This window comes from Enterococcus sp., from assembly GCF_022711995.1.
Taxonomy (GTDB): Bacteria; Bacillota; Bacilli; order Lactobacillales; family Enterococcaceae; genus Enterococcus_D.
In genome coordinates this window covers 1-14,449 of the sequence record NZ_JALAHI010000032.1, presented here as the reverse complement: position 1 = coordinate 14,449, position 14,449 = coordinate 1, and the positions used below count along the sequence as shown (strand labels likewise).

Here is a 14,449-nt window from a genome sequence, read left to right as displayed (position 1 = left end):
GAGCAAAACTTACTCAATTGAATAGTGTGGTGGCGATAGCGAGAAGGATACACCTGTAACCATGCCGAACACAGAAGTTAAGCTTCTTAGCGCCGATTGTAGTGAAGGGTTTCCCTTTGTGAGAGTAGGACGTCGCCACGCAAGTAACCTTATATCAAACAAATGATATAAGGTTTTTTTGTGTTTAACTGCAGCACCTTCTGATAGAGCATTCATATGACTTTATCAAAAATTTAGGTGACTTAAAATAACTTTTTTTGCGAAAAAATGATACACTGTTTATGAAGAGTTTTTAGGAGGGATAGTATGACTGAGGAGCTTAAAAAAGAACAGGAATCTGCAGATAATGAGCTGGAAACACCAACAACTGCCGTTCCATTCACAGAAATCAAAGAAGTTGCTTCAAAAAATATTGGACAGATGCTTCAAGACCTACAAGCTTTTGAGACAGCGATTGAAAAGGAAGATATTCCTGAAATTTACCGAATCTATAATGGTCGACTACACAAGGAATTAAAAGAAACATCGAATCAAAATCATGAAATTGATGAGTTGTTGGCTCGGAAGATTCATGATAATTTTGTCGCTGCTTTCCCATTTATGATGCACATCGAAAAAATTTCGCCGACAGTCCATTATTACAAAATTGGCGAATACTATCATGAACGTCCGACCATTGGCATTGACGCGAGTGTTCCGGAAATATTTGTGATTCCGTCTATTGATGAAGAGTGGCATAAATTCCAGCGAGATAATCGCGAAATGCTTGTCGCAATTGAACAGCAGATGGATAATCTAGATGCGAAAGCGATCTCGGCACAGTCTGAAATTCAAAAACTGCAAGTCGAAATTGATCGCATCAAGCGTAGTGAAAATGAGTTGATGGAATCAAAAGGATTCTTTAATCGCGGGAAAATCGATGAAGAACTAGAGGCGTTGATTCAAGAAAGAAAAAAAGTCGAAGCCAAGCAAAAAGAGTGGTCTCGCTATTCTAAAAATGAGCAAGAGGTGCTGCTTGAAAAAGAGCGGTTGGCACAACAATACCATATGGTACGTCTGAAAAAAGCAATCGTTGAAAAAGAATTTCGCCAAATTGACCGCTACTTTGGTTCTATCAAAGAAATGAATGAACAATTGGCAGCTTTCTTAACGAACTATATCGGAGAGGAGTCGATCGTCGATGAATAACGAGGAAGAAAAAAATTCTGAGCTGAACCAAGAATTAGCTGCTGAAACCCAAGAAACACAAGTATCAAAAAACGAATCAGAAACTATTGCAAAAGATGAAATACCGGAAGTAACGGATGCTGGTGAAGAACTTCCATTGAATGAACCTGTGATTCTTGAGTCAGATCGTGTGCAACTAACACCTGATCTTGATCTTGAAGCGTATTCTAGGGAAAAACAAAACACAGAACGAGAAGTATCAGAATCCTTTGATGAATATTATGAAACGAAGGAACAAGATCATCAGAGAATTGAGAGTCTGATTGAACAAGCAGAAATTGAACTGGCTGACCTGCGCTTGCGCAAAGACATTATGGAAGCAGATTTCAATGAACTGTGCCAGCACTATCAGACATTGATCATTGGCAACCAAGAGATTTCGATTATTGCGAAGAAGACCTTATTGGAATACTATGCCTATGAATTTTTGAAACCATTGCGGTCGATTGGTCTCACCGCAACGGATAACTACGATATTTGGAAGACCAAGCATTTCTTAGTGAAATTTCAATTGAATGAGGAAAAAGCACTGGATTTGTATTTCAAATTGAATCCAATCAATTCTCACTATGAATCTCACTACCTGCCTCTGCTAACGATCTATTCCGATACGCGAGAAGTACAGGTCAACGACCATCAGATCTTACATCTATTGCGACAATGGTATACTGACAAAATCTTTACCGTCAATCAACTGTCGCTCTTTAATTATGATGTCAATCAACTGTTGGCTCATTTTCGAGCTTCTTCTTTTACCGTTTCACCAAGCTTGATTGATAACACACAGGAGCTTGCGGTGGATTTGGAGACAGAATTTCCTATCACAACAGAGATTTTGGATCAAATATTCATTACCACGATGGAAAACAAAGACTATGATTTTGTTACCGCTCAAGATGAGGACTATGAAATATTCCTTGATAAAAAGCAACGTTTGACTATCCGTATGGCTGAAGAAAACACCCACTTGTTTATTGATTCAGATCGTCGGAAGCGGTCCTTGCTGGATTTCTTTACTTCTTATGAATTTTTAGTCCCATTGGTCGTACCTAGTTATTAGCAATAAGCAACAATAAGAGCTAAAATAGCCTGTAAGGTTATTTTAGCTTTTTTAAGAGAGGGGAAATACGCAATGATGAATCGTGGTATCGGATTTTATGAAGGAATGCCCTTGGATCACGAAGATGTGTTTCAAATCAAGGATCTTAGTCTGCCTACCTTGGAGCCCAATGATCTTTTGATAAAAGTAGCCGCTGTGTCGGTCAACCCGATTGATACAAAGCGTCGCCAAACTACTACAAATTCCGCTCATTTTGTCATACAGGGGTATGACGCGAGCGGCATCATTGAGAAAGTCGGGAATCAAGTGACTGATTTTCAAGTAGGGGATGCAGTGATGTACGCTGGAACCACACAACGTGATGGGGCAAATCAGAAGTACCAAGCGGTGGATGCCCGGTTGGTGGCGAAAGTTACTACAGATGATTTAGCTCAGTGGGCAGCATTGCCATTGACAAGTATTACTGCTTGGGAACTATTGTTTGAAAAATTCGGTTTGATTGCTGACGAAAACGCCAACCAAGGAAAAATTTTGATGATCAATGCAAGTGGCGGTGTGGGCTCAATCGCAGCGCAACTGGCTAGCTGGTCTGGTCTGGAGGTTTATGGAACAGCCAGTCCCAAAAATCACGAGTGGTTGTACCAAAATGGTGTTACAAAGGCACTGGATTATCACTATCCACTACAGGATCAAGTAGAAACGACCTTCGACTATATTGCGGTGTTTTATGACGTAACAGATTACATTGGTCAATTAGCTGGCTTGATTCGACCTTTTGGGAAAATTGGCATGATTGTCAATACTCGTGAGTCTTTAGATCTTAATCCCTTTAAAAATATCGGGGTTGATTTTTACTGGGAATATATGTTTACAAAAACGGACTTTCAAGTGTCGATTGAAAGTCAAGGGGCAATCTTAAAAGCAATTGCTCACTTAGTCAAAGAGAAAAAAATTCATTCAACGATGACCAGTTGTTTTGAAACAGGGCTAACCATTGAAAATTTGATTCAAGCAACTGCGTTAGTGGAAAAGGGTGGACCTGGAAAAGTAGTTATTTCCGGTGGAATGGATGAATGAATCCATTGAATGAACAAGAGTTTTGGAACGCGTTTGCAGCAGAATATGCGGAGATTCAACAAGAATCGAGATTGCCGATTGCCGAAGACGTAGGAGCGTATTTAAAGAAAGAAGGCTTTTTACCTAGCAATTGCTTTGTCGATTTGGCTGCGGGAAGTGGTCGTTATATTCCCGCGATCTTACCGGAAGTCGAGTGTTACCTGGCGATTGATTTTTCTGAAGAAATGCTGAAGCAGGCGAAGGAATATGTGAAAGATCCACAACAAAAAGTGGTCTACCGCTTGCAAACACAAGCAGATTTTCTAGCAGATCAAAGCCGCTATCCATTGGTTTTTACCGCAATGAATCCGGCATTGACCGAAAAAGACCAGTTGCTTTCTTTAGTGAAAAAAAGTGCTAAATTGTTGATTTTGCGTATTGTTCGTACTCAGGAAAATATATTCCAGCCTTTGGAACAGTTGGATCATGCAGAGGAAAAATGGCTGTCTATTTATAAGGAATGGTTGCAAGAGGAACAAATCAGCTTTGCTACTCATATTTTTTCTTATAGTTATGAAGAAATCATCAAGCGGGATTTTTTTATGGACTATTTCCAAGAGGATTTTCCACCACAAAAGGCAAGAGAATTGTGTCAGTCTCTTTTTGGGAACAAAGAAGAGACGATCAGCAAGACAGAGATCGATTATGAGCTTCTCATCGTTTAAAAATCGCGCCACCTTAGCTACTCTTGTAAACAGGAGCAGTAGCCGGGGTAGCGCGATTTTGTATGATCAGATCCCTAAGTAGAAATAAAGAATAGAGCCAATCACGAATAAGTAGAAAAAATTAACCAAATAGAATTTTTGTTGGAACAGCTTTTGTTCTTGCGGCAAAGCTTGTTTGATCAGTTTGAATCCAATCAAATTGGCCAGTGAAGCAATCAGTGTCCCTAAGCCGCCCACATTCACCCCCAGCAAAACAGCTTTCTTGAAGCTTGTGAAAGGGGCAATCAAAATCGCTGCTGGAACATTGGAAATGACTTGAGACAGTGCAATACTGCCTAGAAACGCTTGCTGTTCTTTTTTGAAAAAGGGTTGGATCATGGCAATCAGTTTTTCTTGTTCACTGATATTGCCGACAATCACAAAGAAACAAACAAAGGTCAGCAATAAGCGGTAATCCACTGTACGAAAGAGGTCTTTTTGCACCAAAAAAATGACCACAGCCACGATCATTGTCGCAAAGATAAAAGGAATCACGTGAAAGATTCCTGCTATCATAAGGGCCATCAACCCCAGATAAAGCACCGCGTATTTTTTTTCAAACGACTGTGTGGTTTTGTCGATGGTTAGAGGCGAGGCTGGTAATAGCTGAATGGATCCGAGCAATAAAAGCAGTGAAAGAAGCGCCGCCAAACCCGTTGTTTGTAAAAAAGTAATTAAAGGCAAATCATAAAATGTAAACAAGAAGAGGTTTTGCGGATTCCCAAAGGGGAATAAGCTGCTGCCTAAATTTGCTGCTACGATTAAATAGACTGCCCCGAGAAGAATACTTTTCCGTTCTTTCAGGGCTTTTGTTATCATCAGATAGAGAGGCAGCAAAGTAAGAATTGCGACATCGTTGGTTAAAAACATGGAACTGAAGAAACTAAGTAAAACGATGGTTCGAATCAATGCCCGGAGAGAATGACTGGTAGACAGCAAACGCTGACCAATGAAATTTAATAAGCCGGCTTTTTCCAATCCGTTAATGGTCAACATTAAACCAAATAAGGTTAAAACCACTTGAAAATCGATAAAGCGGCTATCAAAACGACCGAATAAGCTCGCAATAAGCGCCAAAAAGAAAGAAATGGTGAATAATAAGTCGTTTCGAAAAAATGTGATTATTTTTGACATGAGAACTCCTTTCGTTCAAATTTTACCATGGACTCTTTTTACAAAGCAAAGAAATATCCTTGATTTAAAAACATACTTTGGAATGGGCGCATTCAATAAGGTTGACAAACGAAGCGTTTACTGGGAAATTAGAATTAGATTGAAAAAGGAGCAGAATTGATGAATTTGATGCAATTATTAGAAAAAAATCAGCAAGTCCATTTTCAGATACTGACTATTTTCTTTCAGCAGGGCTCGGAAATTTCTTATAAGACACTGGCAAATACATTATCGATTTCTTCACCGACGTTACAAAAGGAGCTTCAACAGCTGGGGGAAAATCTGTCTGCTTTCCATTCAAAAGCATCGTTGGAAATCAAAGAGAATGATCGGCTAAGATTAATATTGCCCCTTGATTTTTCTATTCAGCATTTTTTTTACGAATACTTATCAAAAGCCGTGGACTTTCAAATTATTGAGTATCTGTTTTTTCATCGAGAAGGGTCGACAACGAAATTAATGATGGATTTGATGCTGAGTGAAGCCTCGCTTTTTCGGCATTTCAAAACCATCAATCACTTGTTGGAGGAATTTCAGCTGCAAATGAAGAACAAGAAACTGATCGGCGATGAGCGACAAATCCGCTTTTTCTTTTATTCCTTTTTTTCCCAGAGCTACCCGCTAGCAAAAATTGAGCAGACCTTTCGAAATCCAGCCATTCGCAATGTGATCCATGTGATTGAGCAGCAGCTTGACATAGCCATTGATCCCTTGAATCGGTGGAAAATGGTCTTGTGGCTTGGTTTGATGGAAGCTCGTTTTGATTTTCGAAGTTCTCAGCAGCATGGTGCGTCAAAAGAACTCCTAAAGCAATTAGAAACAGATCCTACGTTTCAAACGCTACGAAACATCTTGGGGCGCTATCTCAGCCGCTTTGCTCTTTCATGGAGTGATTATGAAGCCGTCTATCTCTATTTATTTTTGATCATGGAAGGTTTATTGGTCATTGATAGCTCGGATGAATCTTCCTCGGAATTTATGCTTGAATTGACCCGTGCAAGTCAGACATTGATCCAAACCTTCAGTGATGATACCCCGGACATCTCGCTACACTATCCGGAAATCAGCAGTTTTTTGGTTATCATTATTCTCAAAGCGAGGTACTTAACAGGGGCTTTAACCTCATTTGCTGATTTCCCGCCCCATTTTCTGCGAGGTGCAGCCATGATGGAAGCTGCCAATCTAGCCGTTGAGCAACTTGCTCAAGGGATGGCGCCGTTTTCTGATGAGAAACGAAGAAAGCTCACTCATGATTTGTCATTTGTTATTGAATGGCTGCAAGAAAATCAGCAAAAAGAAATGAAAATTGGTGTACTGCTTTCCCAAAATCGATTGCGGGCAGATGTTTTGCGGCGATTTTTGACGAAACAGCTTTCGGGGTATCCTTACATGAAGGTGGAAGCTGCACAAGAAACGGTCTATGATTTACTGATCGTGGATCAACCACAGATTGCGGAGAACTATCGCTATCAAAAGCTCTTGATTTTGACAGGTGTGATTGATCGTTTTGAAGAACAGCGGTTGCATCAAGTCATTGCCGAAATCCGCAGGGAAAATCTTGAAAGTGAGTTGGAGAAGTTATGAGGATTGTAATTATTGGAGGCTCTCATGCTGGTATAGCAGCAGCCCGTCATTTAAAACAGATGGATCGTAAGATCGAAGTTATCATCATTGAAAAATCTAATGTTTTGGGCTATATCGCTAGCAGCTTGAACTTGGTATTAGAAGGGTATATCGAGCATCTTGAAGATTCTCGTACGGTCACTGCTAGCGAGTTACTATCAGAAGGAATCAATGTGATGCTCAACAGTCGGGTCGTAGCAATCACGGCAGCAGAAAAAACCATTTCTTTCGAGACCTCAACCGCCAGTTGCATCGAAAAGGATACTATCGCGTATGATTCGTTGATTTTAGCCATGGGGTCCAGCAATTTTCGGAATGCTTTTACAGAAGAGGTCAAAGAATATATCACGACATACAAAACGATTGGTCAATCACGAGAGGCCCTTCATAAAGTGCAAGAAGCACAAAAAGTAGCCATTGTCGGTGCAGGATTGATCGGCTTTGAATTGGCAGAATCATTGAGTGGCCAGGAGAAAGAGGTTTTTTTGATTGATCGGATGGATACACTGCTTTTCCGTTACTTTGATCAGGAAATCTCACAGATTTTGATCAAACGGTTTCCAGAAAATCTCCAAATTTATCTTAACAGTAGTGTGGTGGCAGCCAAGCAAGGGGCGGCAGGTGAGTTGGAAGGGATCGAACTAGCCAATGGTACTTTTTTACCAGCAGACATCGTTGTGTATGCAGTCAATCCAAGACCGAATGTCGATTTGGTGGCTGATTTTCTGAAGCTAAATCCTGATGGAACGATCGATACCAATGAATTTTTGCAAACTTCAGATCCAAACATTTACGCTATTGGCGATTTGGTTTCAATTCCGTTCAATCATTCAGATAGTGCATTGTATGTCCCGTTAGTGACCAATGCCTATCGAACGGGTATCGTGGCGGCAACCAATATTTTGTCTGCGAACAAGATTCCTTTTCCAAAGATGCAGCGAACCGTGGTCAGTAAGCTCTTTGGGTATTATGTGAGCAGCTCCGGAATCAACGAAACAGAAGCACCTTATTATGGCTTTGATGTGGATTCTGTGACCCGAACTTTTCATTCGCGAAGCTTTTTTGAAACAGAAACCGACTTTGAAGTGACATTGAAACTGGTTTTTGATAGGCACTCACGGGTCATTATGGGCGGGCAGATCATTACAAGTGATCGTGGAAGTTTGGAAATCATCAATACAGTTTCCACATTGATCACAGCTTACATGACGTTGGATCAGTTGGCGACGATGGATTACTTTTTCAATCCGACGATCTCTTTTCCGCTGCATTTCTTGAATCAGTTAGCCATTGAAGGGCTTCTGAAAACACATAAGAGTTAAGTGTTTGTTATATTAAGTTTTTTTCAATTCGATAAACCTACGTTAATAGTAGGTTTATCTTTTTTTTGCGAAAAAGGCTTGTCATTAAAAGCGGAATCGCTTAAACTAACTTAAGAGAATGATAATCATTCTCAATAGAAGGAGTTTGACTATGAAGAAAATGAGCTTGAGCATTTTGGTGCTTTTATTAATCATCGGTTCGCTATTTGTTGGTGCTCATGAGATGTCCCTTGCTGGATTGATGGCAGGCAAAGAAAGTCATTGGATGATCCTGCTGAAAGTGAGGCTCCCTCGTACCATCAGTCTTTTACTCGCAGGGGCGGTCATGAGCTTGTGCGGGAAAATCATTCAGCACCTGATGCAAAATAAATTTGTGGCAGCAGATGTGATTGGATTGACCGATAGTGCTCGCTTAGGCATTTTGATCGTCATGTTATGGCTTCCAAATGCCTCCGGGCTTCTGCGGACAACCGCAGCTTTCTTATTTGCTTATCTCGGAGTTTTGCTTTTCTTATGGTTAAGTCGTTTGATTCCTAAAAAAGATCCAATGGTTTTGCCTTTGACAGGTGTGATGTTTGGAAATGTGATCGGTGCCATCAGCTCCTTTTTGGCCTATCGCTACCAGTTAGTGCAAAATGTTTCTTCTTGGTTGCAAGGTAATTTTGCTACTGTGATCGAAGGCAATTATGAATTGATTTATTTGACGCTACCTGTGTTTGTTTTATTGTATTTTCTTGCTTATGAAATAACGATCGCTGGGTTAGGAGAAACGGCAGCCAAAAATCTTGGTATCAATTATCATGTGTTGCGGCTGTTAGTGTTTGCTTTGGTGGCTTTTGCCAGCAGCGTCGTTTTACTTTTGGTGGGGAACGTGCCTTTTTTAGGTGTGATCATCCCAAATATCGTTGCTTTATTTGTGGGGGACCATGTGAAAAACAATCTATTCTTGATCAGCTTTTCCGGTAGTGCTTTCTTACTTTTGTGTGATCTGTTGGCAAGAATGGTGATTGCCCCTTACGAATTGCCAGTCAGTGTTGTCGCCGGCACCATCGGCGGTATCAGTTTTCTAGTTTTATTGATGAGGAGAAAAATGGTATGAGAGTTGCCAGACGTTATGCATGTCTACTATTACTTATCGGAATCGCGGTCAGTGCTTATCTTTTGATCAATACATACGGAAACTGGTCTTTTGCGTTGGCGCTGCGGGGCAAGCGCGTAGTGGCTTTTGGCTTGGTAGCAATCGCAGTCTCCTTTAGCACCATCACTTTACAAACACTGACACAAAATCGTTATCTGACTCCCGGAATCTTAGGATTGGATCAATTGTATGTATTGATCCAGACCCTGTTGTTTTTCTTCTTAGGAGGAATCCGAATGTTGAGTCAGGAGACGCCTTTCGTTTTTTTATTTTCGATTTTGGCTACTGGGATTTTGAGCAGTGTCATTATTCAAACCTTTTACAAAAAGGCAAACAATCACTTGTTTTTATTATTGATGGCCGGAATGGTCAGTGGAACGATGTTCTCTAGCATCAGCTCGTTTCTGCAAGTCATTATGGATCCCAACGAATATGACTTGCTGCAGGGCCGACTGTTTGCCAGTTTTAGCAATGTCAATAGTCAACACTTGTTGCTAGCAGCCGGCATCATTTTCATTGGCGTAGTAGGATTATCCCTATTGATTCCAGAACTGAATGTGATGGTTTTGGGGTTTCGAAATGCAAAAAGTTTGGGGATCTCAGTCTCTGTAATGCAAAAATGCTGCTTGTTTTTGCTGTCTTTATTATCTGGCACTGCTACGGCGTTGGTGGGACCTTCCGTCTTTCTAGGATTTGTCGTGGCAACGATTGCTTATCAATTGTTTCCCACCTATAAGCATGGCACATTATTTGTGGCAACAACTCTTTTAGGATTTTTATTGTTAGTTGGCGGACAGCTTTTTGTGGAGCAAGTCTTTCAATGGAACACCACCATCAATACCGTGATTCAGTTTCTAGGTGGGATGTTCTTTTTAGGAAAATTGATCAAAGAAAGGAAAGGGCAATGATTGAGACAAAAGGAATTGAAAAGGTGTATCAAGACAAACGCGTGTTGACTGATTTGTCCTTACAGTTGCCGGAAAATCAGTTGGTTGCCTTTATCGGTCCAAATGGCGCCGGAAAAAGTACACTGCTGTCCATTATCAGTCGGATGTTGGAACAAACCAACGGGGAAGTCTATTTCAAAGGACAGGATATTCGTCAATGGCACTCCAAAGAGCTAGCTAAAAATCTGGCCTTTTTACAACAAAGCAACGGCTTCACAGTTGATATGACGGTGGAAGAACTGGTAGCTTTTGGGCGGTTTCCCTATAATCGCGGGCGAACCAAACCAGAAGATGACGAAATCATTTCAGAGTCCTTAGCACTCTTATCTTTGGAGCCATTTCGAAAACGTTCGATCCATGCACTATCCGGCGGACAGTTGCAACGGGTCTATCTGGCGATGATTCTCGCGCAAGATACCGAGTATATTCTATTGGACGAGCCTTTGAATAACTTGGATTTGAAACACGCCAACCAATTGATGCACTTATTAGAAAAATTAGTCAGAGATCATGGGAAAACCGTATTGATCGTGTTACATGACATCAATTTTGCTGCTCGATATGCGGATCATATCGTAGCGATGAAAGAAGGATGCCTGTATAAAACAGGAACAGTAGAGGAAGTGATTCAAGAGCCTGTCTTAAAAGAGCTTTATGACTTGGAAGTTAAGATCGTCGAAGTAGAGGGACAGCGCTTTTGTTATTATTTTAATTAAAGGATCATAGGAGGAAAATATGAAGAAAATAGTATTTGGTTTGGCTGTATTCGCAATGATCGGGGGCTTAGCGGGGTGTGGAGCGCAAGCAAAGAAGACGGAAACAAGTGACTCATCCGCAACTGCTTCATCGACAGTAGCTGCACCTACAGAAATTGAAGTGACAGATAGCAATGGGAAAGTAACCGTTCCTTATTCACCAAAAAAAGTGGTTGTTTTCGACAATAGTGCATTAGATACGATGGATGCGCTAGGCGTCGGGGATCGTGTCGCTGGGGCAGCCACTAGTAATCTACCGGATTATTTAAAAAATTATGCTTCGGTTGATTCTGCCGGTGGCATCAAAGAACCTGATCTAGAAAAAATCAATCAAATCCAACCTGATTTGATTATCATCTCTGGTCGGCAAAGAGATTTCCAGAAAGATCTGGAAGCAATCGCTCCAACAATTTTTCTGAGTGTCGATAACGAAAATACTTGGTCATCCATCGAAAGCAATATTCAGACCGTCGCACAAATCTTCGGTAAAGAAGAGGAAGCTAAGACAAAGTTGACGGCTCTGCAAACAAGAATTTCTGCTCTTTCTGAAAAGGCAAAAGACAACGAGAAAGCACTGGTTGTTATGATGAATGAAGGAAGTCTTGCGGCCTTTGGTATGGGCTCACGGTATAGTATCGTTTATGATACCTTTGGTTTTACGGCAGTCGATGATACATTGGAAGCTTCGACCCATGGACAAAATATTTCTTATGAATATTTACTGGAAAAAAATCCCGACATTATTTTTGTTATTGATCGGACAAAAGCAATCGGTGGAGATACAAGCCAAAGTGAGTTGACAGAGAATGAATTGGTTCAGCAAACAACTGCTGGCAAAAATGGCAAAGTGATTGAATTAAACCCACAAGTTTGGTATCTAGCAGGATCTGGGATCGAATCTTTGGATATTATGTTGTCCGATGTTGAACCAGCTGTTGCAAAAGAGTAAGGGCTTATTCTCGGATAAGGATGGCCCAAATGAGAAAGGGACTGTGACATAAGTCATCAGCCAACAAGATAAACCGAAACATATGCTATTGCATTAGATTCCACGGACTTTTGCGACGAGGAGCCCCTGCACCGCAGGAGCAATACTAAGGACTGTTCGGATATTTTTACTTGTAGGAGACTTATGGCGCAGTCTCTTTTTTTATATTGAAAATAATTTATTAATTTTAAACCAAATTTAGTTACTTTCAGGTATGCTAGGTTCAAAGGGAAGGAGCGGACTCCGAAATGCACAAATATTTGCTGGCGGCTGGCGTAGGGGGAATGCTGTTAACAGGGGGATTATTACTTTGGGTAAATTTGATCCCGATCGCAGACTTTGAGTTATTGACTTTGGCAGAAAAAATCACGTTACAAAGAGAGGTGGGGCTGGCACCAAAATGGGGGGCAGTCTTGATGGGCAGCGGACTAGCTATTTTGTTGCTGACTTTGGTTTCCTATTACTGGCCATCCAATCCGGGGCGCAAAAACTATCTGCTTGGTGTGGGTTTACTTGCGGTTTGGATAATTTGCTTAAAGGTGATTTTCTTTCCCCCTCAAAAGGAATGGGTCGAAGGGACGGTCATGAAAGTCTATGATGATGGTTATACATGTTTTCAGACGAAGAAATACGCGGAATCACGTTATTCATCCGATTTTGGTGAGTATTATTTCGAAAGCAAGGACAGTTGGCAGCTTCGAGAAGGACAGCAGATCAAAGTTTTCACAGAAGGTGGGAGTTTCATAAAATTTGCTGAAGTGTTTTTACCGATAATTGATGTTCAACCATTAGCGGGTGTTTCTCGGTCTCAAGACTGATTTCCAAAAAGAATAGCATATTTACTTTACCTGTCGTAGTAATTGTCTTATAATTATTACGACAGGTAAAGTAATTTATTGGGAGGGGATCGAGTGATATCCAGCGATGGGATTCGGGGATACAATGATGCAATTATCTTATCGATTCTTTCCAAAGATGATTCTTACGGATACGAAATCTCAAAACAGATTCGTGAAAAAACAGATTCACTTTACATCATAAAGGAAACAACGTTGTATTCGGCATTTACACGTCTGGAGAAGCAAGGATTGATCCGGTCGTATCCTGGAGAAGTAACGCATGGAAAGAAACGCACCTATTATCAGATCAGCGATGCAGGTAAAGAATTTTTAGAAGAGAAAAAACAAGAGTGGCAACAAACAAAGATCGTTGTTGAGCGCTTTTTACAAGGAGGAACAAAATGAAAACCATCCGAGATTATTTAGATACGCTATTTTTAAATGTACCCAAGACGCCAGAAACGATCAAAGCCAAAGAAGATTTGGTTGCGATCATGGAAGACCATTATCATGAATTGATCGATCAAGGAAAAAGTGAGCATGAAGCGATTGGAGCGGTTATCAGTGAGTTTGGTTCCATCGATGAATTGCTCCAAGAACTCCAAGTAGAGGAAGTCCCGGAAGAAGCCTGGCAAGATGCGATTGTGATCGAGGAAGCCTTTGATTTTTGGGGGAAGATTCGCCACTTTGCCTTCTCACTTTCTTTAGGGATTGCATTATGTATCGCGTCACTGGGAATATTTATCTTTTTTGCCAATGAAGTCGATAGTGGGTTAGGTTTGTTGGGGATGTTTGTGTTTATTGCTTTAGGTGTTGGCTTTATTATTACCTCCGGGTTGAACTATTCTGCATCAAAACGCAGATTGAATGATCGCCCCTTTGAGCAAGAAGTCAAACGAGAAGCACGGAAGCAACTGGAAGATTATGAAAAAAGTTTTCGCTTCGGTCTGGTGCTTGGGATTTCTGCATGTATTCTGTCAGTGACACCGTTTTTCCTGATGGAAGCGATTCTTTACATTCCAAGTGGTTTCGCTTTAGGTTTGTTTTTTGCAGCAGTTGCATTGGGCGTGTTCTTTATTGTTTATGTTAGTATCATTCGGACTGGGTTTGCTAAAATGGCAGATGGCGTGTACTTTATTTCCAATGAAGATGAACCTGGACCACGTGCAACGCAACACATCTATGGAGAATCCGCAGGAAAAGTTCGCTTTTTTAATACAGTCTATTGGCCAGTGATCCTTGTAGTTTACTTTATCTGGTCATTTTCAACACAAAGTTGGGCGTATTCATGGGTGATCTTCATTTTAGGCGGGGTTTTGCAAGATTTCTTTTTGCCCCACAAGAAAAAAAGGCATTGAAGGGGTCCGGCAGAGAAATTTACTAATTAGTATATTAACACTTGATTGATCCGCAGTTCAGTAGAACGTGCAAGATTGATCAGGTGTTTTTTCTATTCGGTCCTATCGGTGGGAAAATTGCCTCACGATCATTTGGCAATAATCCTAAGTCGTTATTGAGAATGAGAGGGTATAAGTGAGAATGGGTTTTATTTATGAT

Annotated in this window: 14 protein-coding genes and 1 rRNA gene; 14 read left to right on the top strand and 1 reads right to left on the bottom strand. The window is 40.8% G+C overall.

The genetic code is table 11. The features are described from left to right. Nucleotides 1-25: 25 nt before the first annotated feature. The 5 genes from rrf to Q0A12_RS02770 all read left to right on the top strand — a co-directional run bounded on the left by rrf (nucleotide 26) and on the right by Q0A12_RS02770 (nucleotide 4,068). Nucleotides 26-141, top strand: a 5S ribosomal RNA gene (gene rrf / locus Q0A12_RS02790). Nucleotides 142-306: 165 nt separating this feature from the next. Beyond that, on the top strand, nucleotides 307-1,188 hold the full coding sequence (locus Q0A12_RS02785; RefSeq protein WP_291291189.1) for a hypothetical protein: 882 nt from the start codon (nucleotides 307-309) through the stop codon (nucleotides 1,186-1,188). After that, complete coding sequence (locus tag Q0A12_RS02780; protein WP_291291188.1) at nucleotides 1,181-2,287, top strand: hypothetical protein; 1,107 nt, start codon at nucleotides 1,181-1,183, stop codon at nucleotides 2,285-2,287. Before Q0A12_RS02785 ends, Q0A12_RS02780 begins: the two co-directional genes overlap by 8 nt. 72 nt (nucleotides 2,288-2,359) lie before the next feature. Beyond that, a complete protein-coding gene (locus tag Q0A12_RS02775; RefSeq protein ID WP_291291187.1) occupies nucleotides 2,360-3,364 on the top strand; it encodes a zinc-binding alcohol dehydrogenase family protein in 1,005 nt (334 codons plus the stop codon). Next, on the top strand, nucleotides 3,361-4,068 hold the full coding sequence (locus Q0A12_RS02770) for a class I SAM-dependent methyltransferase (protein WP_291291186.1): 708 nt from the start codon (nucleotides 3,361-3,363) through the stop codon (nucleotides 4,066-4,068). The genes Q0A12_RS02775 and Q0A12_RS02770 overlap by 4 nt, the downstream gene beginning before the upstream one ends. A gap of 66 nt (nucleotides 4,069-4,134) precedes the next feature. On the opposite strand, the gene Q0A12_RS02765 is transcribed toward Q0A12_RS02770, so the two are convergent. Then, entirely contained in the window at nucleotides 4,135-5,241 is a 1,107-nt protein-coding gene (locus tag Q0A12_RS02765; RefSeq protein WP_291291185.1) for an SLC13 family permease, read from the bottom strand. A gap of 159 nt (nucleotides 5,242-5,400) precedes the next feature. Here Q0A12_RS02765 and Q0A12_RS02760 point away from each other — a divergent pair, with 159 nt between their 5' ends. The 9 genes from Q0A12_RS02760 to Q0A12_RS02720 all read left to right on the top strand — a co-directional run bounded on the left by Q0A12_RS02760 (nucleotide 5,401) and on the right by Q0A12_RS02720 (nucleotide 14,250). Then, the gene (locus Q0A12_RS02760) at nucleotides 5,401-6,864 is read left to right on the top strand and encodes a helix-turn-helix domain-containing protein (RefSeq protein WP_291291184.1); all 1,464 of its coding nucleotides are present in this window, start codon (nucleotides 5,401-5,403) and stop codon (nucleotides 6,862-6,864) included. After that, nucleotides 6,861-8,225, top strand: a complete 1,365-nt coding sequence (locus tag Q0A12_RS02755) for an FAD-dependent oxidoreductase (protein WP_291291183.1) — start codon at nucleotides 6,861-6,863, stop codon at nucleotides 8,223-8,225. Before Q0A12_RS02760 ends, Q0A12_RS02755 begins: the two co-directional genes overlap by 4 nt. A gap of 151 nt (nucleotides 8,226-8,376) precedes the next feature. Continuing rightward, nucleotides 8,377-9,324, top strand: a complete 948-nt coding sequence (locus Q0A12_RS02750; protein WP_291291182.1) for an iron chelate uptake ABC transporter family permease subunit — start codon at nucleotides 8,377-8,379, stop codon at nucleotides 9,322-9,324. After that, nucleotides 9,321-10,271 (top strand): iron chelate uptake ABC transporter family permease subunit, encoded by a 951-nt coding sequence (locus Q0A12_RS02745; protein WP_291291181.1) that lies wholly within the window; start codon nucleotides 9,321-9,323, stop codon nucleotides 10,269-10,271. Before Q0A12_RS02750 ends, Q0A12_RS02745 begins: the two co-directional genes overlap by 4 nt. Continuing rightward, a complete protein-coding gene (locus Q0A12_RS02740) occupies nucleotides 10,268-11,026 on the top strand; it encodes an ATP-binding cassette domain-containing protein (RefSeq protein WP_291291180.1) in 759 nt (252 codons plus the stop codon). Before Q0A12_RS02745 ends, Q0A12_RS02740 begins: the two co-directional genes overlap by 4 nt. 19 nt (nucleotides 11,027-11,045) lie before the next feature. Then, a complete protein-coding gene (locus tag Q0A12_RS02735) occupies nucleotides 11,046-12,014 on the top strand; it encodes a siderophore ABC transporter substrate-binding protein (protein WP_291291179.1) in 969 nt (322 codons plus the stop codon). A gap of 287 nt (nucleotides 12,015-12,301) precedes the next feature. Next, complete coding sequence (locus Q0A12_RS02730) at nucleotides 12,302-12,871, top strand: hypothetical protein (protein ID WP_291291178.1); 570 nt, start codon at nucleotides 12,302-12,304, stop codon at nucleotides 12,869-12,871. 93 nt (nucleotides 12,872-12,964) lie between these two features. After that, a complete protein-coding gene (locus tag Q0A12_RS02725; RefSeq protein ID WP_291291177.1) occupies nucleotides 12,965-13,297 on the top strand; it encodes a PadR family transcriptional regulator in 333 nt (110 codons plus the stop codon). Further along, nucleotides 13,294-14,250, top strand: coding sequence for a permease prefix domain 1-containing protein (locus Q0A12_RS02720; protein WP_291291176.1), 957 nt, complete (start codon nucleotides 13,294-13,296; stop codon nucleotides 14,248-14,250). Before Q0A12_RS02725 ends, Q0A12_RS02720 begins: the two co-directional genes overlap by 4 nt. Nucleotides 14,251-14,449 lie beyond the last annotated feature (199 nt).

Bases quoted from the DNA above. Each gene is read 5' to 3' on its own strand.
- Q0A12_RS02785 (WP_291291189.1), top strand. From the start codon at position 307: ATGACTGAGGAGCTTAAAAAAGAACAGGAATCTGCAGATAATGAGCTG.
- Q0A12_RS02780 (WP_291291188.1), top strand. From the start codon at position 1,181: ATGAATAACGAGGAAGAAAAAAATTCTGAGCTGAACCAAGAATTAGCT.
- Q0A12_RS02775 (WP_291291187.1), top strand. From the start codon at position 2,360: ATGATGAATCGTGGTATCGGATTTTATGAAGGAATGCCCTTGGATCAC.
- Q0A12_RS02770 (WP_291291186.1), top strand. From the start codon at position 3,361: ATGAATCCATTGAATGAACAAGAGTTTTGGAACGCGTTTGCAGCAGAA.
- Q0A12_RS02765 (WP_291291185.1), bottom strand. From the start codon at position 5,241: ATGTCAAAAATAATCACATTTTTTCGAAACGACTTATTATTCACCATT.
- Q0A12_RS02760 (WP_291291184.1), top strand. From the start codon at position 5,401: ATGAATTTGATGCAATTATTAGAAAAAAATCAGCAAGTCCATTTTCAG.
- Q0A12_RS02755 (WP_291291183.1), top strand. From the start codon at position 6,861: ATGAGGATTGTAATTATTGGAGGCTCTCATGCTGGTATAGCAGCAGCC.
- Q0A12_RS02750 (WP_291291182.1), top strand. From the start codon at position 8,377: ATGAAGAAAATGAGCTTGAGCATTTTGGTGCTTTTATTAATCATCGGT.
- Q0A12_RS02745 (WP_291291181.1), top strand. From the start codon at position 9,321: ATGAGAGTTGCCAGACGTTATGCATGTCTACTATTACTTATCGGAATC.
- Q0A12_RS02740 (WP_291291180.1), top strand. From the start codon at position 10,268: ATGATTGAGACAAAAGGAATTGAAAAGGTGTATCAAGACAAACGCGTG.
- Q0A12_RS02735 (WP_291291179.1), top strand. From the start codon at position 11,046: ATGAAGAAAATAGTATTTGGTTTGGCTGTATTCGCAATGATCGGGGGC.
- Q0A12_RS02730 (WP_291291178.1), top strand. From the start codon at position 12,302: ATGCACAAATATTTGCTGGCGGCTGGCGTAGGGGGAATGCTGTTAACA.
- Q0A12_RS02720 (WP_291291176.1), top strand. From the start codon at position 13,294: ATGAAAACCATCCGAGATTATTTAGATACGCTATTTTTAAATGTACCC.